At 71.3% G+C, this 24,252-nt stretch carries 22 protein-coding genes and 2 rRNA genes; 6 read left to right on the forward strand and 18 right to left on the reverse strand.

Annotated features, from left to right (window positions below):
* Positions 1 to 4 precede the first annotated feature (4 nt).
* The 6 genes from AB0E96_RS05640 to AB0E96_RS05665 form a co-directional block, all read right to left on the reverse strand.
* Complete coding sequence (locus AB0E96_RS05640; RefSeq protein ID WP_359818898.1) at positions 5 to 1,804, reverse strand: bifunctional metallophosphatase/5'-nucleotidase; 1,800 nt, start codon at positions 1,802 to 1,804, stop codon at positions 5 to 7.
* Positions 1,805 to 1,999: 195 nt separating this feature from the next.
* Complete coding sequence (locus AB0E96_RS05645; protein WP_359818900.1) at positions 2,000 to 3,349, reverse strand: ATP-binding protein; 1,350 nt, start codon at positions 3,347 to 3,349, stop codon at positions 2,000 to 2,002.
* A gap of 97 nt (positions 3,350 to 3,446) precedes the next feature.
* Complete coding sequence (locus AB0E96_RS05650) at positions 3,447 to 5,021, reverse strand: SCO6880 family protein (RefSeq protein ID WP_359818903.1); 1,575 nt, start codon at positions 5,019 to 5,021, stop codon at positions 3,447 to 3,449.
* A 7-nt stretch (positions 5,022 to 5,028) separates the two neighbouring features.
* Positions 5,029 to 6,276: a hypothetical protein gene (locus tag AB0E96_RS05655; protein WP_359818905.1), complete on the reverse strand. Its 1,248-nt coding sequence runs from the start codon at positions 6,274 to 6,276 to the stop codon at positions 5,029 to 5,031.
* A gap of 34 nt (positions 6,277 to 6,310) precedes the next feature.
* Positions 6,311 to 7,123 (reverse strand): hypothetical protein, encoded by an 813-nt coding sequence (locus tag AB0E96_RS05660; RefSeq protein ID WP_359818907.1) that lies wholly within the window; start codon positions 7,121 to 7,123, stop codon positions 6,311 to 6,313.
* Between the two features lie 166 nt (positions 7,124 to 7,289).
* The gene (locus tag AB0E96_RS05665) at positions 7,290 to 7,640 is read right to left on the reverse strand and encodes a hypothetical protein (RefSeq protein ID WP_359818909.1); all 351 of its coding nucleotides are present in this window, start codon (positions 7,638 to 7,640) and stop codon (positions 7,290 to 7,292) included.
* A gap of 248 nt (positions 7,641 to 7,888) precedes the next feature.
* On the opposite strand from AB0E96_RS05665, the gene AB0E96_RS05670 reads away from it, so the two are divergent.
* A complete protein-coding gene (locus tag AB0E96_RS05670) occupies positions 7,889 to 9,040 on the forward strand; it encodes a bifunctional lytic transglycosylase/C40 family peptidase (RefSeq protein WP_359818944.1) in 1,152 nt (383 codons plus the stop codon).
* Positions 9,041 to 9,236: 196 nt separating this feature from the next.
* Positions 9,237 to 9,959 (forward strand): phosphatase PAP2 family protein, encoded by a 723-nt coding sequence (locus AB0E96_RS05675; protein WP_359818912.1) that lies wholly within the window; start codon positions 9,237 to 9,239, stop codon positions 9,957 to 9,959.
* A gap of 32 nt (positions 9,960 to 9,991) precedes the next feature.
* Here AB0E96_RS05675 and AB0E96_RS05680 read toward each other — a convergent pair whose 3' ends face one another.
* On the reverse strand, positions 9,992 to 10,183 hold the full coding sequence (locus AB0E96_RS05680) for a hypothetical protein (RefSeq protein ID WP_359818955.1): 192 nt from the start codon (positions 10,181 to 10,183) through the stop codon (positions 9,992 to 9,994).
* Positions 10,184 to 10,344: 161 nt separating this feature from the next.
* On the opposite strand from AB0E96_RS05680, the gene AB0E96_RS05685 reads away from it, so the two are divergent.
* Together AB0E96_RS05685 and AB0E96_RS05690 are read left to right on the forward strand one after the other, a co-directional pair.
* Positions 10,345 to 11,244: a hypothetical protein gene (locus AB0E96_RS05685; protein WP_359818914.1), complete on the forward strand. Its 900-nt coding sequence runs from the start codon at positions 10,345 to 10,347 to the stop codon at positions 11,242 to 11,244.
* Between the two features lie 220 nt (positions 11,245 to 11,464).
* Positions 11,465 to 11,650, forward strand: a complete 186-nt coding sequence (locus AB0E96_RS05690) for a hypothetical protein (protein ID WP_359818946.1) — start codon at positions 11,465 to 11,467, stop codon at positions 11,648 to 11,650.
* Between the two features lie 73 nt (positions 11,651 to 11,723).
* On the opposite strand, the gene AB0E96_RS05695 is transcribed toward AB0E96_RS05690, so the two are convergent.
* A complete protein-coding gene (locus AB0E96_RS05695; RefSeq protein WP_359818916.1) occupies positions 11,724 to 12,092 on the reverse strand; it encodes a metal-sensitive transcriptional regulator in 369 nt (122 codons plus the stop codon).
* A 362-nt stretch (positions 12,093 to 12,454) separates the two neighbouring features.
* Here AB0E96_RS05695 and AB0E96_RS05700 point away from each other — a divergent pair, with 362 nt between their 5' ends.
* Both AB0E96_RS05700 and AB0E96_RS05705 read left to right on the forward strand, forming a co-directional pair.
* Entirely contained in the window at positions 12,455 to 13,075 is a 621-nt protein-coding gene (locus AB0E96_RS05700) for a DUF47 family protein (protein ID WP_030059626.1), read from the forward strand.
* A 5-nt stretch (positions 13,076 to 13,080) separates the two neighbouring features.
* Positions 13,081 to 14,076, forward strand: a complete 996-nt coding sequence (locus AB0E96_RS05705) for an inorganic phosphate transporter (RefSeq protein ID WP_359818918.1) — start codon at positions 13,081 to 13,083, stop codon at positions 14,074 to 14,076.
* A gap of 151 nt (positions 14,077 to 14,227) precedes the next feature.
* Here AB0E96_RS05705 and pstB read toward each other — a convergent pair whose 3' ends face one another.
* The 10 genes from pstB to AB0E96_RS05755 form a co-directional block, all read right to left on the reverse strand.
* Entirely contained in the window at positions 14,228 to 15,004 is a 777-nt protein-coding gene (gene pstB / locus AB0E96_RS05710) for a phosphate ABC transporter ATP-binding protein PstB (RefSeq protein ID WP_359818921.1), read from the reverse strand.
* 43 nt (positions 15,005 to 15,047) lie between these two features.
* The gene (pstA, locus tag AB0E96_RS05715; protein ID WP_359818923.1) at positions 15,048 to 16,118 is read right to left on the reverse strand and encodes a phosphate ABC transporter permease PstA; all 1,071 of its coding nucleotides are present in this window, start codon (positions 16,116 to 16,118) and stop codon (positions 15,048 to 15,050) included.
* Positions 16,115 to 17,092, reverse strand: coding sequence for a phosphate ABC transporter permease subunit PstC (gene pstC / locus AB0E96_RS05720; RefSeq protein WP_359818926.1), 978 nt, complete (start codon positions 17,090 to 17,092; stop codon positions 16,115 to 16,117). Before pstC ends, pstA begins: the two co-directional genes overlap by 4 nt.
* Positions 17,093 to 17,243: 151 nt before the next feature.
* Positions 17,244 to 18,380: a phosphate ABC transporter substrate-binding protein PstS gene (gene pstS, locus AB0E96_RS05725; RefSeq protein ID WP_359818928.1), complete on the reverse strand. Its 1,137-nt coding sequence runs from the start codon at positions 18,378 to 18,380 to the stop codon at positions 17,244 to 17,246.
* A gap of 227 nt (positions 18,381 to 18,607) precedes the next feature.
* Positions 18,608 to 19,048 (reverse strand): NUDIX hydrolase, encoded by a 441-nt coding sequence (locus tag AB0E96_RS05730; protein WP_359818949.1) that lies wholly within the window; start codon positions 19,046 to 19,048, stop codon positions 18,608 to 18,610.
* Positions 19,049 to 19,127: 79 nt separating this feature from the next.
* Positions 19,128 to 20,216 (reverse strand): CHAD domain-containing protein, encoded by a 1,089-nt coding sequence (locus tag AB0E96_RS05735; protein ID WP_359818931.1) that lies wholly within the window; start codon positions 20,214 to 20,216, stop codon positions 19,128 to 19,130.
* 103 nt (positions 20,217 to 20,319) lie between these two features.
* Positions 20,320 to 22,497: an RNA degradosome polyphosphate kinase gene (locus AB0E96_RS05740; RefSeq protein WP_359818952.1), complete on the reverse strand. Its 2,178-nt coding sequence runs from the start codon at positions 22,495 to 22,497 to the stop codon at positions 20,320 to 20,322.
* Positions 22,498 to 22,884: 387 nt separating this feature from the next.
* Positions 22,885 to 23,889, reverse strand: coding sequence for a mycothiol synthase (gene mshD / locus AB0E96_RS05745; protein ID WP_359818934.1), 1,005 nt, complete (start codon positions 23,887 to 23,889; stop codon positions 22,885 to 22,887).
* Positions 23,890 to 23,962: 73 nt separating this feature from the next.
* A 5S ribosomal RNA gene (gene rrf, locus AB0E96_RS05750) occupies positions 23,963 to 24,079 on the reverse strand.
* Positions 24,080 to 24,159: 80 nt separating this feature from the next.
* Positions 24,160 to 24,252, reverse strand: a 23S ribosomal RNA gene (locus tag AB0E96_RS05755); the annotation flags it as partial.

Here is a 24,252-nt window from a genome sequence, read left to right on the forward strand (position 1 = left end):
CCGGTCAGTCGATGTCGCTGCCCGGGCCGATGACCTTGATCCGGTCCTGCGCCGGCGCCCGGAGCGGCGAGGCCGCCGAGCTGTGGGCGCTCAGGTAGGCAGCGAAGACGTCCAGGTCCGAGGCGCCGACCAGCTTGTCGGTGCCGGCCGCGAAGGCCGGGAAGCCGTCGCCGCCGCCGGCCAGGAACTCGTTGGCCGCGACCCGGTAGCTGCCGGCCGGGTCGACCGGGGCGCCGTTCAGCCGGACCGAGTCCAGGACCACCCGGTCCGCACCGGTCTTGCGCATGTCCAGGGTGTAGTGCAGGTTCGACGACACCTGGAGGACCTTCGGCGCGGCGGTGTTGGAGCCGCTCACCTGCTGCTGGAGCAGCTGGATCAGCTGGGCGCCGGTCAGCGTCTTGACCTGCATCATGTTGGTGAACGGCTGGACGGTGAACGCCTCGCCGTAGGTCACCACGCCGTCGCCCTCGCCGCCCGAGGCCTTGTACACCAGGTCGGAGCGGATGCCGCCGGGGTTCATGAAGGCGACCTGCGCGCCGCCCTTGTCGGCCGGGGCCAGCCCGGCGAGCTGCGCGTCGGCGATCACGTCACCGAGCGGCTTCTCCAGGTCGCTGTTGCCGCGGCCGTTGATGTCCGAGGCGATGTAGCCGATCGGCCGGTTGGCGATCGGGGCGGCCAGCTTGGAGTAGCGGTCGACCAGCGCCGTCATGTCGGGCGCCTTGTCGACCGTGCGGCGCACCACGTGGTTCTCGGCCTTGACCGAGGGGCGCACGATCTCGCCGGTGGTCTTGTCCAGCTTCATGTCGATCTCGGTGAAGAGCCGGCCGAAGGAGGCGGCACTGGTCACCGAGCGCGGGACGCCGTTGGGGTCGGGGATGCTGCAGGCGTACGCGTTGTGGGTGTGGCCGGTGACGATGGCGCCGACCGCCGGGTCGATCTTCTTCGCGATGTCGACGATCGGGCCGGAGACGCCCTGGCCGGCCGCTCCGCAGTCGTAGTTGTAGACGCTGCCGGCCGGGTAGCCGCCCTCGTGGATCAGCGCGACGATCGAGTTGACGCCCTTGGCCTTGAGCTCGGCGGCGTACTTGTTGATCGTGGTGACCTCGTTGGCGAACTTCAGGCCCTTGACGCCCTCGGCGGTCACGATGTTCGGCGTGCCCTCCAGGGTGACGCCGATGAAGCCGACCTTCACGCCCTGGGACTTGGTCACCCAGTACGGGGCCAGCAGCGGCTTGCCGGTCTTCTCGTCGGTGACGTTGGCCGACAGGTAGTTGAAGTTGGCGCCCTTGAAGGTGCGGCCGGGCTCGTAGCAGCCGTCGGTCGGGTGGCAGCCGCCCTCCTGCATGCGCCGCAGCTCCTGCGCACCCTCGTCGAACTCGTGGTTGCCCACGGAGGTGACGTCCAGGCCGAGCTTGTCCATCGCCTCGATGGTCGGCTCGTCGTGGAAGAGCGCCGAGGTGAGCGGGGAGGCGCCGATGATGTCGCCGGCCGCGACGGTGATCGAGTCGTCGGCCGGGATCCGCGCCTTGCGCAGCTCGGTGGCCAGGTACTCGATGCCGCCGGCCGGGGTGGCGACCTCCTTGCCGGTGGCCGGGTCGATCTCCTTGATCGTGCCGGACGAGCCGGCCGGGGGCTCCAGGTTGCCGTGGAAGTCGTTGATCGCCAGCAGCTGGAGGTTGACGGTCTTGTGGCGCTTGGCGTTGGCGTCGGCGGCCTGGGCGGCCGTCGGCACGGCCACCGTGCCGAACAGACCTGCGGCGGCGACGACGGCGAGCGCCGTCCGTCGGGATCTGGCGGTGAGCATGAAGGGTTCCCCTGCACCTTGGAAGGAGTACCGGCTGCGGACAGCATCGGCGTACGGGCATGTGTTGCGACTGCGAAGCCTAGGGTCAACGCGCGTAGCTGTCAGGACGTCGGACGTAACGAGAGCATTACCTCCTGACGAACCATCGCCGTCCGCGGAGTGCGAACCCTGCGGAGAGACGCCCCCGGGACCCGCTCAGACGCCCGGCTCCGCGGCCAACTGCCGCTCCGCGCGCTCCCGTTCGGCCACCGCGTCCTCGGTCATCGCACGGTCGGTGTAGACCAGCGGACGCTCCGCCTCGGTGATGATGTGCTTGACCACCTGGACGTTGCCGTTGACGTCCCAGACCGCGATGCCCGGCGACAGGGTGGGGATGATCTCCACCGCCCAGCGCGGCAGGCCCAGCACCCGGCCGGTGGCCCGCGCCTCCTCGGCCTTCTGCATGTAGATCGTCCGGGTGGAGGCCATCTTCAGGATCGCCGAAGCCTCCTTGGCCGCCGCGCCGTCCACCACGTCGGACAGGTGGTGCACCACCGCGACGAAGGACAGGCCGAGCCGGCGGCCGAACTTCAGCAGCCGCTGGAAGAGCTGCGCCACGAAGGGGCTGTTGATGATGTGCCAGGCCTCCTCGACCAGGAAGATGCGCTTCTTCCGGTCCGGCCGGATCCAGGTGTGCTCCAGCCACACCCCGACGATCGCCATCAGGATCGGCATCGCGATCGAGTTGCGGTCGATGTGCGAGAGGTCGAAGACGATCAGCGGCGCGTCCAGGTCGATGCCGTCGGTGGTCGACCCGTCGAACATGCCGCGCAGGTCACCGTCGACCAGCCGGTCCAGCACCAGCGCCACGTCCAGACCCCAGGACTGCACCTCGCCCACCGCCACGCCCAGCGACTCCACCGAGGACAGCTCGGGGTTGCGCAGGGTGTCGATGATGTCGTCCAGCACCGGCTGGCGATCCTTCACCGAGGACACCACGTGGGCGTGCGCGGCCTTCAGTGCGAAGCCGGCCCGCTCCTCCAGCCCACGCCCCATCGCCACCTCGACGATGGTGCGCAGCAGCGACAGCTGGCCGGTCTGGGTGATCGCCGGGTCCAGCGGGTTGAGCTTCACCCCGCCGTCCCGGGCCGCCATCGGATCCAGCCGGACCGGCTTTATGCCCAGCGCGTTGGCGATCAGGTTCCACTCGCCCACGCCGTCCTCGCCCTGCGCGTCCAGCACCACGACCTGGCGGTCCCGGAACCTCAACTGCCGCAGCACGTACGTCTTCTCCAGCGCCGACTTGCCGTTGCCGGACTCGCCGAGCACCAGCCAGTGCGGGGCCGGCAGCTGCTGCCCGTACAGCTGGAAGGGGTCGTACACGTACCCCTTGCCGCTGTACACCTCCCGCCCGATGATCACGCCGGAGTCGCCCAACCCGGGGGCGGCGGTGGGCAGATAGACGGCCTGCGCCTGGCCGGTGGAGGTGCGCACCGGCAGGCGGGTGGTCTCCACCTTGCCGAACATCAGGCTGGTGAACGCCTCGGTGAGGTTGCCGAGCGCCATGGGCGGCCTCCTGACGGGTCAGCGGTGGACGTACGGACGTGCGGGGTCGGGCGGGGTCGGGCGGACGTGCGGGGTCGGGCGGGTGCGCCCGGGCGGCTCAGCGGCGGATGCCGGTGGCGAACGGGAGGGTGTTGACGAAGGCCCGGTGGTGCTCGCGGTCGCACCACTCCAGCTTGAGGTAGCTCTTGCCGGCCGAGGCCCGGATGGTCCGCTTGTCGCGGGCCAGCGCGTCGGGGTTGCGCGAGGAGACCGTGATGTAGCCGACCAGGTTCACCCCGGCCGCGCCGGAGGCCAGGTCGTCACCGCGCTGGTCCACCCGGCCGGTGTGCGCCAGGTCACGCGGGTCGACCGTCCGGTTCATCTTCGCCGCACGGCTGGCCTCGGCCTCGTCGTTGGTCTTCTCGGTCAGCATCCGCTCGATCGCGACGTCGGTGGGCTCCAGGTCCATCGTCACCGCCACCGTCCGGATCACGTCCGGAGTGTGCACCAGCAGCGGCGCCAGGAAGTTGACGCCCACCGGGGTGAGCGGCCACTCCTTGACCCACGCGGTGGCGTGGCACCACGGCTCCCGGGTCGCCGACTCCCGGGTCTTCGCCTGCAGGTACTGCGGGTCGGTCGCGTCCAGCTCGGCCGGCCAGGCATTGCGCCGGGACATCGCCTGGATGTGGTCGATCGGGTGGTCCGGGTCGTACATCGAGTGCAGCAGCGAGGAGAGCCGAGCCTGGCCCAGCGGCTGGCGCACCCGGATGTCCGCCTCGGCCAGCCGGGCGCAGATGTCGGTCAGCTCGCGCGCCATCACGGCCGCCAGCCCCTCGTCGTCCCGCGCCCGCCGCCCGGTCGCCGTCCGGCCCATCGCGTGCGCCTCGGCCGCCAGGTCACGGGTGTAGTGCATGCAGGCCACCAGGTACGCCCGGTGCTGCTCCGAGGAGGTCGACACCATCGACTGGAGCTGGTCGTACGAGTCCTGCAGCCAGCGCGGCGAGGACGGGTCCCCGCGGCGCTCGACGTCCTTGGCGTGCGCGTCCGGGTCGGCCGGCAGCGTCCGGGCCAGGATCTGCAGCCGGGTCACGAAGCCGTCCCCGTTCGCGACGTGCTTCAACAGCGTCCCGAAGCGGTCGACCAGGGCCTCCTGGTCCTCCGAGTCGCGCAGACCGACACCCGGGCCCTCGATCTCGATCGCGGCCGTCACCGTGCGCCGCTCCAGGTGCATCAGCACCCCGACCTCGTCCGGCCCGAACGGTGCCGTCAGCCAGCGCAGCCGCCCCACCCCCGGCGGCGGACCGACCTCCACCTCCCGGCCGTCCAACCGGGTGCCCGCGTCCATCACGTCCGAACGCCACACCGCCCGCCCGCTGCGGACCGTCCGGCGGTAGGTGCGGTTGATCTCCACCCACTTGTAGAACGTCCGCTTGCGGTACGGCACGTACACGGCCGCGATCGCGAGCGCCGGCAGACCGACCAGCCCGCCGATCCGCAGCGGCAGGACCGGCATCAACAAGCCCCAGAGCATCCCGAGGAAAGCCCCGAAGATGATCAGCATGATCTCGCCGGACTCCCGGTTCCGGCCGATCGGCGCGTTCGGGCGGGCCTTGCCGATCAGGTAGGTGCGGCGCTGGTGCACGTACGGCTGGGCGTACTGGGCACCGTACTGGCCGAGCGGTTCACTGCTCACTTACCCGTCACCCTCCCTTCGCTGGATTGCTGTCGCGGATCGAGGCCGAGGCCTGCGGCGGCCCGCCCTGCGGCGGCGGGGACGGCGTCCGGCCGGCGTGGGCGGCGATGCCCGGCGCGACCGAACCGCCGCCGGCACCCCCACCACCACCGGCCGCCTGCGGACCGCGGTCACCATGGGTGGTGATGCCCTGCTTCATCAGGTTCGCGGTGCCGTTGATCATCGCCGAACCCGCCTGCACGGCGTTGGCCCGGGCCCCGCGCATGTTCAGCAGCTCGTCGCCGAAGCCCGGCACGAAGCGGTAGACCGCGGCACTCGCGAAGATCGACAGGAACAGGATCGCCAGCCCGGACAACACCCGGGCGAAGTCGTCGTCGGCCCCGGCCCCGGTCGCCACCGCACCCGCCAGACCCAGGATGACCACGATGATCGGCTTCGCCAGGTCCACCGCCAGCATCACCCCCGCCCAGCGCCGCACGTGCTTCCACAACTGCCGGTCCACCAGCCCCGCGTACACCGCCGTACCCAGCAGCGCGCCGACGTACAGCATCGCCGCCCGGATCAGCAGCTCGATCCAGAGCACCGCCGCCGCCAGCACCGCGACCAGCGACACGATCACCAGGATCAGCGGACCACCGCCCACGTCACCCTTCTCCAACGTGTCGGCGAACCCGCCCAGGTACGACCCGGTGTCCGTCTTCGTCCCGACCGCTATCGCCTTGGCCAGCCCGTCCGTCACGCTCACCACGGTGAACAGGATCAACGGCGTGAACGCCGACGCCACCACCGTCAGCCACAGGAAGCCGATCGCTTCCGAGAACGCCGTCGTCAACGGCGCCCCCCGCACCGCCCGCTTCGCCACCGCCAGCAGCCACAGCACCAGCGTGATCACCGTCGACACGGCGAACACCACGGCGTACTGCTGCAGGAACGACGCATTGGTGAAGTCCACCTGCGTCGTCCCGTCGATCGCCCCCGACAACTTCCGCACCACCCACGCCGCGGCCTGCGCACAGCTCTTGGCCAACGACCCCAACGGATCGGTCACAGCCCCGACGGTGCCACTCCCGGGGAGGGAACCACCGCCGGGCTTGTCAGCACAGAGGATGTCGCTGCCAGAAATCGGCAGGTCCGGGCAATTGGGGTTGCCCGTTCCGCTCGGCTTCGGGGTCGGTGACGGCTCTGCGAACACCCGCTGAGCTGCCGACAGCGCAGTCAGCTGCAGAGCGGCCAGCGCGCCGACAAGGGTGCCCACTCGGCGCCGTGCGCCGGATCGGCGTGAGGTCTGGTCAACGCGCAAAGCGGAACCCCCCGAACTGCTGGACGGCGCCGGTGATCTCATCGGCGGTGGCGGCCTGCTGATCTGCTGGCACCGGCGCGGGGCCCTGCCTGCTCGTGTAGTCGCTGAGCTTCCAGTCGCTGCCCGTCCAGTGCAGCGAGAGGGTGAGGGTGAACCAGTTGGTGGTCACCGGCTGGACGGAGCGCTCGCCGGCGAGGCCGGTGAGGCCGGTGCACCACACTTCGACCTTGGTGTCGTCGTCGCTGTAGCCGCCCGTCGACTTGGCGCCGACCGGTACCGTGCGGCTGACGAAGGTGAGGCCCTTGGGCGCGTGGCCCTGGGCGTCGAGTCCGTAGCGGGTGGCGGTGTCGCCGCCGAACCCCTGGTCCAGCCGGCTCTGCAGCCCCGCGAGTGCGCCCGGGTCGGCGATGGTGGCGACGATGGCGTGTCGGCTGTCGGTGCGGAACATGTCCGCCGAGCCGATCGCCACCGCGTAGTTGGTGGCGGCGGACTGGGCGCCGGGTTCGGTGTGCGGGTAGCCGGTGAGGATGCCGTTGACGGTGGTGCCGGCGGGCTGGTCGCCGCTGGGGGCGGGGCCCGCGCCGGAGCCGGCGCGGTCGGCGGAGCCGCCGCCGTCTCCGCCTCCGGTGCCGGGTGTGACGCGGTTGGCGATGGCGATGGCCACCACGAGCAGGGTGACGACGACCAGGACGGCCAGCAGACCGCGCAGCGGGCGGGACTGACGGTGGTTCTGCTGGGGGGAGGACTGTTCGCCGACCGGCAGCCGCGTGCGGGTGCGCGGCTGGTCGTCGGACAACGGCACGGCGGCCCTCCTGGTGCGGGGAGCCGGGGCGGCTCCGGGGGCCCTCCACCCGGGGGCGGGCGCGGACGGAGGGTGGGATCGGGGGTGGGTACCTGGCGGGACGGCCGTCGGTGGGGTCCGGACGGGGGCCCGGCCTCGGGCAGCTCGGACTACTGCTGTCCGATCGTCAGATGGCCATGCCGTAGACAATGGTGAACAGAGTGCCGAGTGATCCGATGATGAACACGCCGGTCAGTCCGGCGACGATCAGCCCCTTGCCCTGTTCGGCGCCGAAGCTGTCGCGCATAGCGGTCGCTCCGATCCGCTGCTTGGCCGCACCCCAGACCGCGATGCCCAGGCAGGCGAGGATGGCGACGGCCATGATCACCTCGACCATCACGCGCGCCTCCGAGCCGAGGGTCGCGAACGGCCCCCAATCCGGGGCGATTCCGCCGATGATGGTGTCGATGTTCGGCTTCTTGGGGGGGTCCTCGGCCAGGTGGCCGACCGCATTGGTGTGCACGCTGCTCAGGTTCATATCCATCTCACCGCCCGATCAGGCAAATTCAAGGGCCCGGACCCGGCCCGCGCGAAGGGTCGGTACCTATTCTTGGCCAGATCTGATGTCGACTTGGCTACTTCTCGCGAATTGGTCGTGAGGCATCGGACACGTACGCCAGGATGTACACCGTACGAAGGATAGCGCTCACTGTTCGTATCTCTGATGATTGCGGTGAGCAACGCCTTCCGGGACACTTCGACTGACGATTCGTCGGGATGGTGCTGATGGTACTCCGGAAGGCCGGTACGGCCGCCGCCGCTGCGGGAGTTGTTGCGTTCGGGTTCATCGGGCTGGTGACGATGGGGACTTATGCGGCAAGTGGGACGCCGCAGCAGTCGGCGAATCGTTCCGCCCTCTCCCCCGGGACGGTCCCCGCGGCCTACCAGGACCCGATCCAGCGATGGGGAACGCTCTGCCCGCAGATCTCCCCCCCGATGCTCGCGGCGCAGCTGTACCAGGAGAGCGGTTTCGACCCGAAGGCGCGTTCCGGGGTCGGGGCGCAGGGGATGGCGCAGTTCATGCCGGGCACCTGGCCCAGCTACGCCACGGACGGCAACGGGGACGGCAGGGCGGACGTCTGGGACCCGCTGGACGCGATCGCCTCGGCGGCGACCTACGACTGCGCGATCGCCAGACGGGTCGCACAGGTCCCCGGCGACCCGCAGGCCAACCTGCTGGCCGCGTACAACGCCGGCGAGGGCGCGGTGGAGAAGTACAACGGGGTGCCGCCGTACAAGGAGACCCAGGGGTACGTGCGGAACATCCAGGCGATGGCCCGCAGCTTCACGGCGCCGGCCTCCCCGACCGCGCCGCTGGAGGTGTCCGCGCAGTCGTCGGCCGCGATCTACTTCGCGCAGACCAAGCTCGGCACCCCGTACCTGTGGGGCGGTGAGGGGCTGCCCTCGCAGAACGGGCGGTTCGACTGCTCGGGCCTGACCCAGGCGGCGTTCGCCAGTGTGGGCATCACCCTGCCCCGGGTGGCCAACGACCAGTGGTACGCCGGTCCGCACCCGTCGCGCGACCAGCTGCGGCCGGGCGACCTGGTGTTCTGGGCGACGGACCTGAGCGATCCGCGGAGCATCCACCACGTGGGGATCTACGTCGGCGGCGGGTACATGATCAATGCGCCGCACACCGGCGCGGTGATCCGCTACGACAAGATCGACACCAGGGAGTACATCGGCGCGACCCGGGTCACCTCGGACGGCGCCCAGGCGCTGCCCACCCGCAACAACGAGGGCGCCGTCAACGCCCCGAGCCGACCGGCCGGGACGGAGCCCACCGCCCCGGCCGGCGCCCCGGCGACCCCCGCCCAGCCGGCGGCCGCCGCCCCGCCCGCGCAGGCCGGGCCGAGCCCCGCCGGGGCCGGCCGGTAGCCCCCGGTGCGGCCGGGTCGGACGGGACCTGTGTGCGCACTGTGGACGCTGAGTCAAGTTTCGATAACCGCGCGTTTCCGTGGAACGCTGTGCCCCGGAAATGACGTTTCCTCCGGTGGCCCGCCGTCAGCTCTCCGCGCCGGACGGGCCCCGCCACGACGATGACGATCAGGTGCAGACCAGAAGGAGGTGCGGCGTGTCGACGCCGCTTGCCGACACGACCAACCCCGACCTCGACCTGCTCTACGCCGTCAACGGCCTGGCCAAGCGCTCCCCGCAGTGGCTGGACCACCTGGTCTCGTGGATCGGCGAGTACGGCATCCTGATCGGTCTGGCGATGCTCGGCCTGGTGGCCTGGCTCCAGGCGAGACGCCGTCCGGACGCGCCGGTGGCGATGGCGGGGCTGCTCTGGGTGCCGCTCTCGGTGGCGATCGCCGAGCTGGCCAACCTGCCGATCGCCGCGATCGTGAACCGCCCCCGACCCTTCGTCGACCATCCCGGGCTGCTGGTCCTGGTGGACGGCAAGGCCGGCACCCACTCCTTCGTCAGCGACCACTCGACCATGACCATGGGCGTCGCGGTGGCGCTGTTCCTGGTGAACCGCAGACTGGGCTGGATCGCCGGCGGGCTGGCGCTGCTCCAGGGCTTCTGCCGGATGTTCATGGGCGTCCACTATCCGACCGACGTGATCGGTGGCTTCGCGCTCGCCGTCGCCGTGGTGCTGCTGCTGGCGCCGATCGCGATGGCCGTGCTGGTGCCGTTCTGCCACGCGCTGAGCCGGACGGCGGTCGCCCCGCTGGTCCGGGCGCCCGAGCGCGGCGGCGCGGCCCGGGGCGGAGCCGGTCCGCGCGGCCGTCGGCGCGGGCGCGGGGCGGTGCGGACCGGGGAGCAGCCGCCGGAGTCCGATCTGGCGGCCTGACCCCGCCCCGCGGCTCCGGGGCCCGGTGGGGGTCAGTCCGGCTCGGCGCCGTTCTCGGCGAGGTGGTCGGCCCCTTCCCGGCGGGCCAGGTCGCGCGAGCGGCGGGCCGGGGAGTACCAGCCGCAGCTGCAGGTCGCGAAGGCGAAGGAACCGCGTTCGCCGACCGTGAGGTGGTGTTCGGGCATCCGGGCGGTGCCGGGTGCGACCGGCAGCTCACTGTGCACGTGGTTCACCGTAACGTGCCGGACGCCCCGGCCGCGACGGATCCGCGACCCGGACACCCGTGACTCTTCTCGCCCCAACTCGTTTGCCCGGAAAGAGCTCTGCCCACCCGAGGGGGTCCGGCGGGGCAGTCGGGCCCGAGGGGGTTGTCGCGAGGATGAAGATGACCGACCAGCAGCGCACCGGGAGGCCGGCAGGCCGTCCGGGTGCGCACCTGCGCTCGGCGGCCGGGGCCGCCCTGCTCGCCGCCGCCCTGGCGGCGGGGGCCGCCGGCTGCTCCGGCGGCGCCGTCAGCGGCTCCTCCGACCAGCAGTCGGGCGCCCCCGACCAGCTCGCCGCGGACCCGCTGACGGCGGTGCGCAACGCCGCCGACATCACCGGCCGCACCGGCTCCGCCCGCACCGCGACCGAGCTGGTCACCGAGTCGGCCGAGAAGAAGGCCTCGTTCAGCGGCACCGGCGGCTACGACTACGTGAAGCGGATCGGCCGGCTGGAGGTCCAGGTGCCGCCGGGCGCGGCGACCACCGGGAAGATCGTCGAGGTGGTCCTGCCGGGCACCGTCTACCTCCAGAACAGCGGCGCCAAGGTCCCCGAGGGCAAGTGGGTCAAGCTGGACGTGCGCCAGCTGCCCGACGGCAACCTGGTCAGCAGCGGCGCGACCGACCCGGCCTCGGCCGCGGGGGCGCTGCGCGGGGCCCAGAAGGCGGACGCGGTGGGCACCGAGACCGTCGACGGGGTCGCGCTGCACCACTACCGGGGCACCCTGGACCTGGCGAAGGCCGCCGACGCGACCGGCGGCCGGGGCGGGGACGGTCTGCGGATGGGTGCGCAGACCTTCACCGTCAAGGAGGTCCCGTACGACGCCTGGCTGGACGACCAGGGCCGGCTGCGCAAGGTGGTCGAGGTGTTCACCTTCGCCGGGGTGGCCGGCTCGAAGGAGCCCAAGGACCAGGTGAAGGTGACGTCGACGACCTCGCTGGCGGACTTCGGCAAGCCGGTCGAGGCGGCCGAGCCCTCGGCCTCGGACATCTACCAGATGAAGCCCACGGAGAGCCCGAAGTAGGGCGGGCCCGACACGCCCTGGGCCGCCGGGGCAGCGCTCCGGTGCCGGGGCGAGACGGGGTGCCGCCGGGGCGGGTGGCCGTCCGGGGAGCGACGGCCACCCGTTTCGGCGGCGCCGAGATGGCCCGTCCGTGCCATGTGGGCGGGCCCCGAAGTGCCTAGGCTGGACTCCGGGTGGCTGCCGCCCGGGCTGGCGAGGCACTGAAGGGGTGGTGCGAGTGGTGTCGTCCACGGGCGGCCGCAGCGGCGGCCACGACGACGCGGCCCTCGACGAGATCGAGCTGGCCGGCGAGCTGATGATCGCCGCGACGGCCAGCTCCGGCGACCGGCTGCCGACCGAGCGGATCGACGAGGTGCTGCTGGACCGGGCGGAGCCCGGGCCGGTCGACCGGGAGGCCGGCGGCTAGCGGGCCCCGGGAGCGGCGGCCCCGGAGCGGCGGGCCCCCGGGCGCGTCTCCGGAGCGGTGGAGGGCCGGCGGTTCAGCTGCGCAGCAGGCGGCTGATCGCGGCGGTGGCCTCCGCCACCTTGGCGTCCAGCTCGGTGCCGCCCTCCTCCGCGGCCGCGGCGACGCAGTGCCGCAGGTGCTCCTCCAGCAGGGAGAGCGCGAAGGACTGCAGGGCCTTGGTGCCGGCCGAGACCTGGGTGAGCACGTCGATGCAGTAGACGTCCTCGTCGACCATGCGCTGGAGGCCGCGGATCTGGCCCTCGATCCGGCGCAGCCGCTTGAGGTGGGCGTCCTTCTGCGCGCTGTAGCCGTGCGGGCCGTGGTGCCCCGCCGGAGTGTGGCCGGCGTGCGGGTCGGTCCCCTGCGCGTGCTCCGGCTCGGTGCGCGCTTGCGTCGTGGTCATCGGCCCCGCCTTCGTCTCAGTGCCTGGTGGCTGCGTCGGCCCCCAGTGTCCAACACCCGGGCCCTCCGTGGTGTTCCGACGGCCGGTCCGGCATGTGCCGTCGGGCCCGGGAGGAGGTGTCCGCTCCGGTTCACCCGTCTGAGCGGCGCCCCGGTTCTTCCGCGCGCACGACGAGGACAATCCGGGCGAGGTTCCGTCAGACTGAGGGATCGAGTCCACACGTGGCGGTGCGGCCCGGATCAGCCGGTGCGGCAGCCGAACGGAAGGGGAGGTTCCGGCTCCTTCCCCGACACCCGTTTGCGTGATTGCGCTTGGTTGCACCTAGCATCGTTCAGTCCCTACCCCGCACATCGGAGATTTCCGTGCGTTTTAGCCTCACCCCGAAGGAGACGAGCTTCTACGACATGTTCGCCGCCGCGGCGGAGAACCTCGTCGTCGGATCGAAGCTCCTTTTGGAGCTGCTGGGATCAGACGTGTCGGCCCGTGCGGAGATCGTCGAGCGCATGCGCGCCGCCGAGCACGCCGGGGACGACACCACCCACGCCGTCTTCCACCAGCTGAACTCGTCCTTCATCACGCCCTTCGACCGCGAGGACATCTACAGCCTCGCCTCGTCGCTGGACGACATCATGGACTTCATGGAGGAGGCGGTCGACCTGGTCGTCCTCTACGACATCCAGACCCTCCCGAAGGGGATCGAGCAGCAGATCGAGGTGCTGGCGCGCGCCGCGGAACTCACCGCCGAGGCGATGCCGAACCTGCGCAGCATGTCCAACCTCACCGAGTACTGGATCGAGGTCAACCGGCTGGAGAACCAGGCCGACCAGATCCACCGCAAGCTGCTCGCCCACCTGTTCTCCGGTCAGTACGACGCCATCGAGGTCCTCAAGCTCAAGCAGGTCGTGGACGTCCTTGAGGAGGCGGCGGACGCGTTCGAGCACGTCGCCAACACGGTGGAGACCATCGCCGTCAAGGAGTCCTGACCGCCGTGGACATGGCAGCACTCATCGCCGTCGTCGGCGTTGCGTTCTTCTTCACCTACACCAACGGCTTCCACGACTCGGCGAACGCGATCGCCACCTCGGTCTCCACCCGGGCGCTCACCCCCCGGGCGGCGCTGGCGATGGCCGCGGTGATGAACCTGGCCGGCGCGTTCCTGGGCAGCGGCGTGGCGCACACCGTCTCCAAGGGGATCATCGAGACCCCCACCGGCGACCAGGGGATGGCGATCCTGTTCGCCGCCCTGGTCGGGGCGATCACCTGGAACCTGGTCACCTGGTACTTCGGCCTCCCGTCCTCCTCCTCGCACGCGCTGTTCGGCGGCATGGTGGGCGCGGCGCTGGCCGGCGGCGTCGACGTGATCTGGAGCGGGGTCCTCGACAAGATCATCATCCCGATGATCGTCTCGCCGGTGGTCGGCCTGGTCGGCGGCTTCGTGGTGATGCTGGCGATCCTGTGGATCTTCCGCCGGGCCAACCCGCACCGCGCCAAGCGCAACTTCCGGGTCGCCCAGACCGCCTCGGCCGCCGCGATGGCCCTGGCACACGGCCTCCAGGACGCCCAGAAGACCATGGGCATCGTGGTCCTGGCCCTGACCATCTCCGGCCACCAGTCCGGCAACGGGATCCCGGTCTGGGTGAAGATCTCCTGCGCGACGATGCTCTCGCTGGGCACCTACGCGGGCGGCTGGCGGATCATGCGGACCCTCGGCCGCAAGATCATCGAGCTGGACCCGCCGCAGGGCTTCGCCGCCGAGGCCACCTCCGCCGCGGTCATGTACATCACCTCGTTCGTCTTCAAGGCGCCGATCTCCACCACCCACGTGATCACCGCGGCGATCATGGGCGCGGGGGCCACCAAGCGGATCCGCGCGGTGCGCTGGGGCGTCGCGAAGAACATCGTGCTCGGCTGGTTCATCACGATGCCGGCGGCCGCCATCGTCGCAGCGCTGATGTACTGGTTCGTCCACCTGTTCTGGGGCTGACGGCCCCGCAGGACGCGAACGGGCAGGGCCCGCCCCCACATCTCGGGGGCGGGCCCTTCTCCATGTCCCGCGGCGGCACCGCCATGCAGCACCACGGGACAGCTCGCGGTCCGTCGCGCTCCCCGGTCCGGGGAGGGCGACGGGGTCCGGTCTAGCCGAAGCGGCCGGAGATGTAGTCCTCGGTGGCCTGGACCTGCGGGTTCGAGAAGATCCGCTGGGTGTCGTCCAGCTCGATCAGCTTGCCCGGCTGGCCGACGCCGGCCAGGTTGAAGAAGGCGGTGCGGTCGCTGACCCGGGCCGCCTGCTGCATGTTGTGGGTCACGATGACGATGGTGAACTGCTCCTTCAGCTCGCCGATCAGGTCCTCGATGGCGAGGGTGGAGATCGGGTCGAGCGCGGAGCAGGGCTCGTCCATCAGCAGGACCTGGGGCTCGACCGCGATGGCGCGGGCGATGCACAGGCGCTGCTGCTGACCGCCGGAGAGACCGGCCCCCGGCTTGTTCAGCCGGTTGTGGACCTCGTTCCAGAGGTTGGCGCCCTTCAGCGAGCGCTCCACCACCTCGTCCAGCACGGACTTCTTCTTCACGCCGGAGAGCCGCAGACCCGCGATCACGTTGTCGTAGATCGACATGGTCGGGAACGGGTTCGGGCGCTGGAAGACCATGCCGACCGAGCGGCGCACGGCGACCGGGTCGACGTTGGAGGCGTACAGGTTCTCGTCGTCCAGGAGGACCTTGCCCTCGACCCGGGCGCCCGGGATCACCTCGTGCATCCGGTTGAGGGTCCGCAGGAAGGTGGACTTGCCGCAGCCGGAGGGGCCGATGAAGGCGGTCACCGAGCGGGGCTCGATGCTCATCGAGATGTCCTCGATGGCCTTGGTGGTGCCGTAGAAGGCCGACAGTCCGCTGACGTCGATGCGCTTGGCCATGATCGTTTGCTTCTCTCGTCTGTCTCGTACGTCAGTCGGTCGCTCAGTGCCCGCCCTTGGGCGAGCGCCAGCGGGCGATGCCCCGGGCGATGAGGTTGAGCCCCATCACGAAGGCGATCAGCACCAGCGCCGCGCCCCAGGCACGGGCGTAGCCGAAGTCGTTGTTGACCTGCGAGTACTGCTGCCAGATGTACATCGGCAGGGACTGCTGCGGGCCGTTGAACGGGTCGCTGTTGATGTAGTCGGCGCCGAACACCAGCATCATCACCGGGGCGGTCTCGCCCGTGATGCGGGCGACCGCGAGCATCACACCGGTGGTGATGCCGCCGATCGCGGTGGGGAGGACGATCCGCAGGATGGTCTTCCACTTCGGCACGCCGAGCGCGTACGAGGCCTCGCGCAGCTCGTTCGGGACGAGCTTGAGCATCTCCTCGGTGGACCGGACCACGACCGGGATCATCAGGATGGCCAGCGCGAGGCTGCCCGAGAAGCCGGAGTAGCCGAAGCCCAGGGCGAGGTTCCAGAGCGAGAGGACGAACAGACCGGCGACGATCGACGGGATGCCCGTCATGACGTCGACGAAGAAGGTGACCGCCTTGGCGAGCGTGCCGCGGCCGTACTCGACCAGGTAGACGGCGGTCAGCAGACCGATCGGGGCGGCCATCGCGGTGGCCAGTCCGACCTGCTCCAGGGTGCCGATCAGCGCGTGGTAGATGCCGCCGCCCGGGCCGGACGGGATCACGCCCTTCATCGAGTGGCTCAGGAAGTACCCGTCGAACACGTGGATGCCCTGCTGGACGGTGTAGACCGTCAGGGCGACCAGCGGGACGACGGCCAGGATGAACGCGACCCAGACCACCGAGGTGGCGAGCCGGTCCTTGGCCTGCCGGCGGCCCTCGACCCGGGCCGAGAGGCCGTAGCTGACCAGGAGGAAGAGCACGGCCGAGATCAGGCCCCACTGGAGGTGGCTGGCCAGCCCGGCGACCGCGCCGATCGCGCAGCCGAGAATGATCGAGCCGGCGGCGACGCCGGCCGGGGCCCACTTGGGCAGGCGGTTGGCGGTCAGCGGACGGCCGACGGGCCGGGCGTCCTCGACGACGACGGTGGCGGTCATGCGTTGGCCCCCGAGTACTCCTTGCGGCGGGCGATGATCATTCGCGCGGCACCGTTCACCAGCAGGGTGATGACGAACAGGACGAGGCCGGAGGCCATCAGCGCGTCGCGGCCGTTGCTGCCGGCCTCGCTGAACTTCAGCGCGATGTTCTGCGCGAAGGTGCCGCCGCCGGCGTCCAGGATGTGCGGCGACAGGACGTTGCTGGCGGACAGCACGACCGCCACCGCGATGGTCTCGCCGAGCGCGCGGCCGAGGCCGAGCATCGAGGCCGAGATGATGCCGGGGCGGCCGAACGGCAGCACCGCGGTGCGGATCATCTCCCAGCGGGTCGCGCCGAGCGCGAGCGCCGCCTCCTCGTGCATCCGCGGCACCTGGCGGAACACCTCGCGGGAGACCGCGGTGATGATCGGCAGGATCATGATCGCCAGCAGGATGCCGACGGTGAACAGGTTGCGCGGGGTGCCGGTCCTGGTCTGGTCGAAGATGTACGTCCAGCCCAGGTACTCGTCGAGCCAGCTGGTCAGGCCGTCCAGGTGCGGCACCAGGAAGAGCGCGCCCCAGAGGCCGTAGACGACGCTGGGGACGGCGGCGAGCAGGTCGACCAGGTAGGCGAACGGCTGGGCGATCCGGCGCGGCGCGTAGTGCGAGATGAACAGCGCGATCCCGATGGCCACCGGGACGGCGATCGCCATCGCGATGACGGCGCTGACGATGGTGCCGAAGGCCAGGACGGCGATGCCGAAGACCGGCTTCGGGGCGTCCGGCGTCCACTCGAAGGTGGTGAGGAAGTTGCCCTCGTTGGTGCTCAGGGCCAGTACCGACCGCCAGGTCAGGAACGCCGCGATGGCGGCCATGATGACCAGCAGCAGGATGCCCGAGCCCCGGGCGAGGTTCATGAAGATCTTGTCGCCGACCCGGCTGTCGCGCGGCCGGCGTTCCCTGCCTCGCGGGGCGGCAGGGGAGGATGAAGTCATTGGTCTACTCCGGTCTGGTGGTGCCGCCCCGGGAAGGGGGACGGCACCATGGCGGCGGTGCCCCGGACGTGGTGCTGGGTGTGGTGCGTTCCGGTGGGGCGGCCCCGGCCCCCCTCGCTCACGGGGCCGCCCCACCGGGGGTCCCGTCGGGTCAGGCCAGGGTGGCGATGACGCCGTTGACCTTGTCGGTGACGGCCTTCGGCAGCGGGACGTAGCCCTTCTCGCCGACGGCCTTCTGGCCCGCGTCGCTGGCGGTGTAGGTCAGGAAGGACTTCAGGGTGTCGAGGGTCTCGGCCTTGTTGCCCTTGTCGCAGACGATCTCGTAGGTGACCAGGACCAGCGGGTAGGAACCCTCTTCCTTGGTCGCGTAGTCGAGCTTCAGGGCGAGGTCGCTGCCGGTGCCGGCGGACTGGGCCTTGGCGATGGTGGTGGCGGCGTTCTCGGCGGTGGCCTCGACCGGCTTGGAGGCACCGGTGTTGATCGCGGCGCTCTTCAGGTTGTTGGTCTGGGCGTAGGCCAGCTCGACGTAGCTGATCGAGTTCTTGACCTGCTTCACCTGGGCGGAGACACCGGCGCTGCCGTTGGCCGACTGGCCGAGCTTGCCCGTCCAGGCCTTGCCGGCCGGGTAGGACCAGGCACCGCCGCCGGCGGCGACGAAGTACTTGGTCAGGTTCTCGGTGGTGCCGGCGTCGTCCGAGCGGTGGAAGGTCTGGATCTCCGCGTCCGGCAGCTTGGCGCCCGGGTTCAGGGCGGCGATCGCCGGGTCGTTCCACTTGGTGATCTGCGAGTCGAAGATCTTGGCGGAGGTCGGGCCGTCCAGGACCAGGTTGTCGACGCCGTCGACGTTGTAGACCAGCGAGATCAGGCCGCCGACCATCGGCAGGTCGATGCCCTGGCCGCCGGTGCAGACCGCCTTGGAGCCGTCGACCTCGGCCGGCTTGAGGGCCGAGTCGGAGCCGGCGAACTGGATCTTGCCCTGGTTGAACTGCTGGATGCCGGCACCGGAGCCGCCACCCTGGTAGTTGATCGTGGTGCCGGAGCAGGCGGCGGCGAAGGTGGTCTTCCAGATGTCCATGGCCGCGCCCTGGGCGGTCGAACCGGCGGCGATCAGCGAACCGGGCTTGCCACAGTTGATCGGGCTGGCGGCCGCGGCGGAGCCGCCGGACCCGCCGGCCGCGGTCGTGTTGTTGTTGTTGTCCGACCCGCAGGCGGCGAGCGACAGCGAGCTGACGAGCGCCATGGCACCGATCGCGAGGGCCTTGGAGCGGCCGTTCCGCTGGAGCTTCACAGGGGTGTCCCTTTCTGTGGCATTGCCCTTCGCGCAGGCCGTAGGCGTACGGCCGGGCGCGGGTTCTGCTGTGGTCCGGGGCCCGTTCGGCCCTCCGGTGGTCCCGAAGTTAGGCCGGGTAAGTGACACGACAGCCGGTCACAAGTGAACGGAGAGTGAACCTCGAAGGGATGACAGGAAACTAGGCCAGGTAGTAACGGTTGCGTCACAGCGAGGGCGCAGGGAGATCACTTCCACCGTTCCTTCACCGGCCCGGCCCCGGCCGCCCGCACCGGCCTCGCCCCCAGGAGCGCCAGCAGGGCGTCGATCAGCACCCGGTCGTGGTCATGGGTGAGCCGGGCACGGGCCTTCCCGGCCGGCAGCCACTCCAGCCGGTCCACCTCCCGGTTGGGCCGGAAGGACCCGCTCGACGGCACCGCCGCCCAGTAGCGGACCTCCTTCGGCCGGCCCTGCACCCGGTAGTGCTGGGTGGGCAGCTCCGGGCCCAGCAGACAGCTGAACCCGGTCTCCTCCCGGACCTCGCGCAGCGCCGCGTCGACCACGCCCTCACCGGCTTCGAGCTTGCCCTTCGGCAGGCTCCAGTCGTCGTACTTGGGCCGGTGGATCAGCGCGATCCGCGGCCGCCCCAGCCGGCCGCCCTTCTTCGGCCTACCCGGCAGCCACAGCACCGCGCCCGCCGCCAGCACCACCGGGGCGTTCCGCGCGCCGGTCGCGGCCGCCCGGCCGGCACTCGGGCCCTCGCCCACCTCAGACCGTCCCGGATGCCGCGGAGTGCCCCCAGGCGTCGGCCGGGACGAGCTCCAGCCAGCCGTCCGGGCCCGGCGGCAGGTCCGGCCAGCGACGGCCGACGGCGTACCGCGCGGACTCCACCTCCAGCCGCTGGTCGGCGTGGACCACGCCCAGCACGTACGCGGTCGCCGGGGTGATCCGCGGGGTGCGCGCCGCGGTGGCGGCGGTGACGGCGGCGTCCGCCGCCTCCTGCTGCCGGGCCAGCACCAGGTCCAGCTCGTCCAGTCCGGAGGACCCCCGGCCGCACACCTCCAGCGCGTACCGGGCCCGCTTCACCAGGATCCGCAGCCGCGCCCAGGGCGCGTCGTCGGCCGCCAGCGCGGTGTCCGCGTCCGTCGACCCGCGGGACTCCGGCACCGCGCCCAGCCGGCGCAGCCCGTCCCCGCCGTACGGCGTCGCGGCGCGCTGCAGCGGCAGCTGCTGGGCGCCCGCGGCCAGCGCGGCGAACGCGGCGGCGGCCTGCGGCAGCAGCACCGCCGGGGCCCGGCCGGCCGCCGACTCCAGCAGCGGGGCCTCGCCGACCAGCAGGGTCATCCGGTCCGCCAGCGCGTGCAGCCGGGCGGAGCGGAGCTCCTGGAGCACCGTGGAGTGCGCCCTCGTGCGGGCCAGGGTCAGCTGCCGGTCCAGCAGCGCCCTCGCCTTGGGGGCGCCCGCGTGGCCGGCCAGCATCCCCGTCCCGTCCGGATCGGAGCCGCTCAGCGAGTCCAGCGCGCCCAGCAGCCGGGCCGAGCGGCGGACGTAGCCGGGCTCCAGCGCGAGCAGGTTGAGCAGCCAGCGCAGCTCGGTGCGCGACTCCTGCGCCCAGGTCTGCTCGAACACCGAGCCGAAGGTGTGCAGCAGCCCGCCGACCCGTCGGACGGCCCGCAGCAGGTCCGAGGTGCCCGCCGACGGGACGATCGAGGCCGTGCCGGGTCTGGCGCCGACCTCGCCCACCGCCAGCGGCAGCGCGCGCAGGAAGGCGCCGGCGTGGGCGGTGAGGTGGCGGGAAAGGATGTCCCCGGCGGTCGCTGTGGAGGCCGCCTGGGCCGTCATCGGCGCTTCGGTCATGGCGTGGTAGATCCCCGTTCCCCCGGGGCGGTCCCCCGGAGCTGGTGGCCGACCGCCGGAACGGGTCCCCTGCCGTTCCGGCGGCTTCGCATCAGTGGACGTGTCAGCGCGAGGTGGCGGCCCGGCGTCGCTGGCGCGAGTCGATCAGCAGGTCCTGGACGTGCCGCAGCGGGCGGCCCTCGGCGTCCTGCGAGTGCCGCTCCCAGGCGCCGTCCGCCCCCAGGTGCCAGGACTCGGTCTCGTCCGACACCCCGAGGTCGATCAGCCCGGACAGCTCGGCGCGGTGCGCCGGATCGGTGATCCGCAGCAGCGCCTCGATCCGGCGGTCCAGGTTGCGGTGCATCATGTCGGCGCTGCCGATCCAGACCTCCGGATCGCCGTTGTTGCCGAACACGAAGACCCGGGAGTGCTCCAGGAAGCGCCCCAGGATGCTGCGGACCCGGATGTTCTCGCTCAGCCCCGGCACGCCCGGGCGGATCGCGCAGATCCCGCGCACCCAGACGTCCACCGGCACCCCCGCCCGGGAGGCCCGGTACAGCGCGTCGATCACGGCCTCGTCGACGATCGAGTTGACCTTGAGCTTCACGTAGGCCGGGCGGCCCGCCCTGTGGTGGGCGATCTCGTTGTGGATCCGCGAGACCAGCCCGTCCCGCAGGCCGCGCGGGGCGGTCAGCAGACGGCGGTAGGACTCGCGGCGCGAGTAGCCGGAGAGCCGGTTGAAGAGGTCCGAGAGGTCCGCGCCGACCTGCGGGTCGGAGGTGAGCAGGCCGAGGTCCTCGTACAGCCGGGCCGTCTTCGGGTGGTAGTTGCCGGTGCCGACGTGCGAGTAGCGGCGCAGGGTGTCACCCTCCTGCCGGACCACCAGCGAGAGCTTGCAGTGCGTCTTCAGCCCGACCAGGCCGTACACCACGTGACAGCCGGCCTCCTCCAGCTTGCGGGCCCACTTGATGTTGGCCTGCTCGTCGAAGCGCGCCTTGATCTCGACCAGCACCAGCACCTGCTTGCCGGACTCGGCCGCGTCGATCAGCGCGTCGACGATCGGCGAGTCGCCGGAGGTGCGGTACAGGGTCTGCTTGATCGCCAGCACGTCCGGGTCGGCGGCGGCCTGCTCCAGGAAGGCCTGCACCGAGGTGGAGAAGCTGTCGTACGGGTGGTGCAGCAGGACGTCGCGCTCGCGCATGGCGGCGAAGATGTCCGGCTGGGAGGCCGACTCCACGTCGGTCAGCCCGCGGGCCGTGCCGGCCACGAACTTCGGGTACCTGAGCTCCGGGCGGTCCAGATCGGCGATCCCGAACAGCCCGGTGAGGTCCAGCGGCCCGGGCAGCGGGAAGACCTCCGCCTCGGTGATGTTCAGCTCCCGCACCAGCAGGTCCAGGATGTAGGGGTCGATCGACTCCTCGACCTCCAGCCGGACCGGCGGGCCGAAGCGACGCCGCATCAGCTCCTTCTCCAGGGCCTTGAGGATGTTCTCGGTGTCGTCCTCCTCCACCTCCAGGTCCTCGTTGCGGGTGACGCGGAAGGCGTGGTGGGCCAGCACCTCCATCCCCGGGAAGAGCTCCTCCAGGTGAGCGCCCATGACGTCCTCCAGCGGGACGTACCGCTGGGGCGAGGCCTCCAGGAAGCGGGCCAGCGACTGCGGCACCTTGACGCGCGCGAAGTGCTTGTGCCCGGACACCGGGTTGCGCACCACGACGGCGAGGTTCAGCGAGAGTCCCGATATGTACGGGAAGGGGTGCGCCGGGTCGACCGCCAGCGGGGTCAGGACCGGGAAGATCTTCTGCCGGAACAGCGTGTGCAGCCGGGCCTGCTCCTTCTCGGCCAGCTCCGACCAGCGGACCACCTCGATGCCCTCGGCGGCGAGGTCCGGCAGCACCTCCTGCTGGAACGCGGCGGCATGGCGGGCCATCAGCTCGCGCGAGCGGGTCCAGATCAGGTCCAGCACCTCGCGCGGCTGAAGGCCGGACGCACTGCGCTGGGCGACACCGGTGGCGATCCGGCGCTTCAGGCCGGCCACCCGGACCATGAAGAACTCGTCCAGGTTGCTCGCGAAGATCGCCAGGAACTTCGCCCGCTCCAGCAGCGGGATCCCCGGGTCCTCGGCCAGTTCCAGGACCCGCTCGTTGAACGCGAGCCAACTGCGCTCGCGGTCCAGGAAGCGGCCCTGCGGCAGCGCTTCGAACTCCTCTTCGTCCGTGGCCGGCAGCTCCGGCGGAATCCCCAGCGCACTGGACATCCGGGCCGTGGGCGACAGCGGGGCAGAGACGGGGCGGGGGATGCTCATGGGCTCCAGCTCCTCCAGCAGCAGGACGGCGTCCGGACGCGAATGGCTCTGCGGGCCGTCGCCCTCGCCCCGGGCCGGACCCGGGGACAGCACCCACCCTCCGGGTGCGGTCCGTACAGGACCGGCCGGTGCGTGGCGGTCGACTCTGCACGAGCGAGACACTACGGACTTCATCCTGTGATCTTCGCGGCAGCAATTGAATCCACGGTAAACACCGCATGGCCAGGAGGAAAGCTGAGTCGGTCGGAGCAAGGGGCGTCGCCGTCCCGCCCCTCGCCCACGACCGCTCGGGGGGCCGTCCCGGCTGGTTCCGACAGGGCCGAAAGGTCCGGCGGACCGGTTCGGGCGTCCGGTACGGGAACCCGGCTCCGGGGTGCGCCGGAGTGGTCAGGCCGGCCGGTTCGCCCGGTACGGGGCTCGGTACATGAGGTCCACCTCGTGAACGGTGAACCCCAGTCGTCCGTATACCCGCACCGCGGCCGGATTGTCGGCGTCGACGTAGAGAAGAACGGTGGCCAGTCCGCGCTCGCCGGGGCCGGTGCCGGTCAGGTGACGCAGACCCGCCGCGGTCAGCGCCCGGCCGAGGCCGCTGCCCTGCTCGGCCGGGTCCACCCCGACCACGTACACCTCTCCGAGCTCCGGCTCGGTGGCGGTGGCCGGGTGCACCTTGGTCCAGTGGAAGCCGACGACCTTGCCGTCCCTGGTCGCGAGGAAGAAGCCGGCCGGGTCGAACCAGGTCTCGGCGATCCGCTCGGCCAGGTCCTGGGCCGTCCAGGCGCCCTGCTCGGGGTGGTGGGCGAAGGCCAGGGCGTTCAACCGCAGCCACTCGGCGTCATCCTCGCCCGGACGGAAGGTGCGGAGCTCGATGCCCTCGGGGACGGCTACCTCCTCGGTCTGCCGGCCGGTGCGGCGCATCTGCCGCAGCTCGCGGACCAGCTCGGCGCCGTACGCCTCCGCCAGGTGCCGGGCCGCCGGATGGCCGCCGTGCACCCAGAAGTCCACAGCGTCGCGGCCGGCCCGGTGGGCCCGCTCCAGAACCGCGTCCACCAGCGGGCGGGCCGCACCACGGCCGCGGGCCGCCGGGTCGACGACCAGCTCGGCGGCGGGGTTGGCGTCCGGGCCCTCCGGCACTTCGAGCTGGCCGTAGCCGAGGACGGCTCCGGTGCCGGTGCCGGCGCTGGTGCCGGTCTCGGTCTCGGTCTCGGTCTCGGTCTCGACGAAGTGGATGACGCCGGGGCGCGGAGTCTCCGCGCTCCGCAACCGGAGCCGGCCCTGCTCGGAGACGGCGGCCCGGCCGTCCACCGCCTGGGCCTCCGCCAGAACACGCAGGGCGCCGTCGCGCTGCTCGGGCCGGAGCACATCGTTCGCAATGACCGCTGTCTGATCGTCCATGCCCTGACGATACGTCACCGGAAATGCGAAGAACCCCCATCCGGGTCCCGGATGGGGGTTCTTCAGAAGAATTGTTCGGCGGCGTCCTACTCTCCCACAGGGTCCCCCCTGCAGTACCATCGGCGCTGTAAGGCTTAGCTTCCGGGTTCGGAATGTAACCGGGCGTTTCCCTCACGCTATGACCACCGAAACACTATGAAACTGTGCACCGCACACCCCGACAACGGGGCGGGTCGTTGTTTCAGAACAACACAGTGGACGCGAGCAACTGAGGACAAGCCCTCGGCCTATTAGTACCGGTCAACTCCACCCCTCACAGGGCTTCCATATCCGGCCTATCAACCCAGTCGTCTACTGGGAGCC

It is taken from the genome of Kitasatospora sp. NPDC036755 (genome assembly GCF_040636595.1).
Taxonomy (GTDB): Bacteria; Actinomycetota; Actinomycetes; order Streptomycetales; family Streptomycetaceae; genus Kitasatospora.

Coding starts and splice junctions, on each gene's coding strand:
- AB0E96_RS05640 (WP_359818898.1), bottom strand. CDS start 1,804: ATGCTCACCGCCAGATCCCGACGGACGGCGCTCGCCGTCGTCGCCGCC.
- AB0E96_RS05645 (WP_359818900.1), bottom strand. CDS start 3,349: ATGGCGCTCGGCAACCTCACCGAGGCGTTCACCAGCCTGATGTTCGGC.
- AB0E96_RS05665 (WP_359818909.1), bottom strand. CDS start 7,640: ATGAACCTGAGCAGCGTGCACACCAATGCGGTCGGCCACCTGGCCGAG.
- AB0E96_RS05670 (WP_359818944.1), top strand. CDS start 7,889: ATGGTACTCCGGAAGGCCGGTACGGCCGCCGCCGCTGCGGGAGTTGTT.
- AB0E96_RS05685 (WP_359818914.1), top strand. CDS start 10,345: ATGACCGACCAGCAGCGCACCGGGAGGCCGGCAGGCCGTCCGGGTGCG.
- AB0E96_RS05695 (WP_359818916.1), bottom strand. CDS start 12,092: ATGACCACGACGCAAGCGCGCACCGAGCCGGAGCACGCGCAGGGGACC.
- pstB (WP_359818921.1), bottom strand. CDS start 15,004: ATGGCCAAGCGCATCGACGTCAGCGGACTGTCGGCCTTCTACGGCACC.
- pstA (WP_359818923.1), bottom strand. CDS start 16,118: ATGACCGCCACCGTCGTCGTCGAGGACGCCCGGCCCGTCGGCCGTCCG.
- pstC (WP_359818926.1), bottom strand. CDS start 17,092: ATGACTTCATCCTCCCCTGCCGCCCCGCGAGGCAGGGAACGCCGGCCG.
- AB0E96_RS05735 (WP_359818931.1), bottom strand. CDS start 20,216: ATGACCGAAGCGCCGATGACGGCCCAGGCGGCCTCCACAGCGACCGCC.
- AB0E96_RS05740 (WP_359818952.1), bottom strand. CDS start 22,497: ATGAGCATCCCCCGCCCCGTCTCTGCCCCGCTGTCGCCCACGGCCCGG.
- mshD (WP_359818934.1), bottom strand. CDS start 23,889: ATGGACGATCAGACAGCGGTCATTGCGAACGATGTGCTCCGGCCCGAG.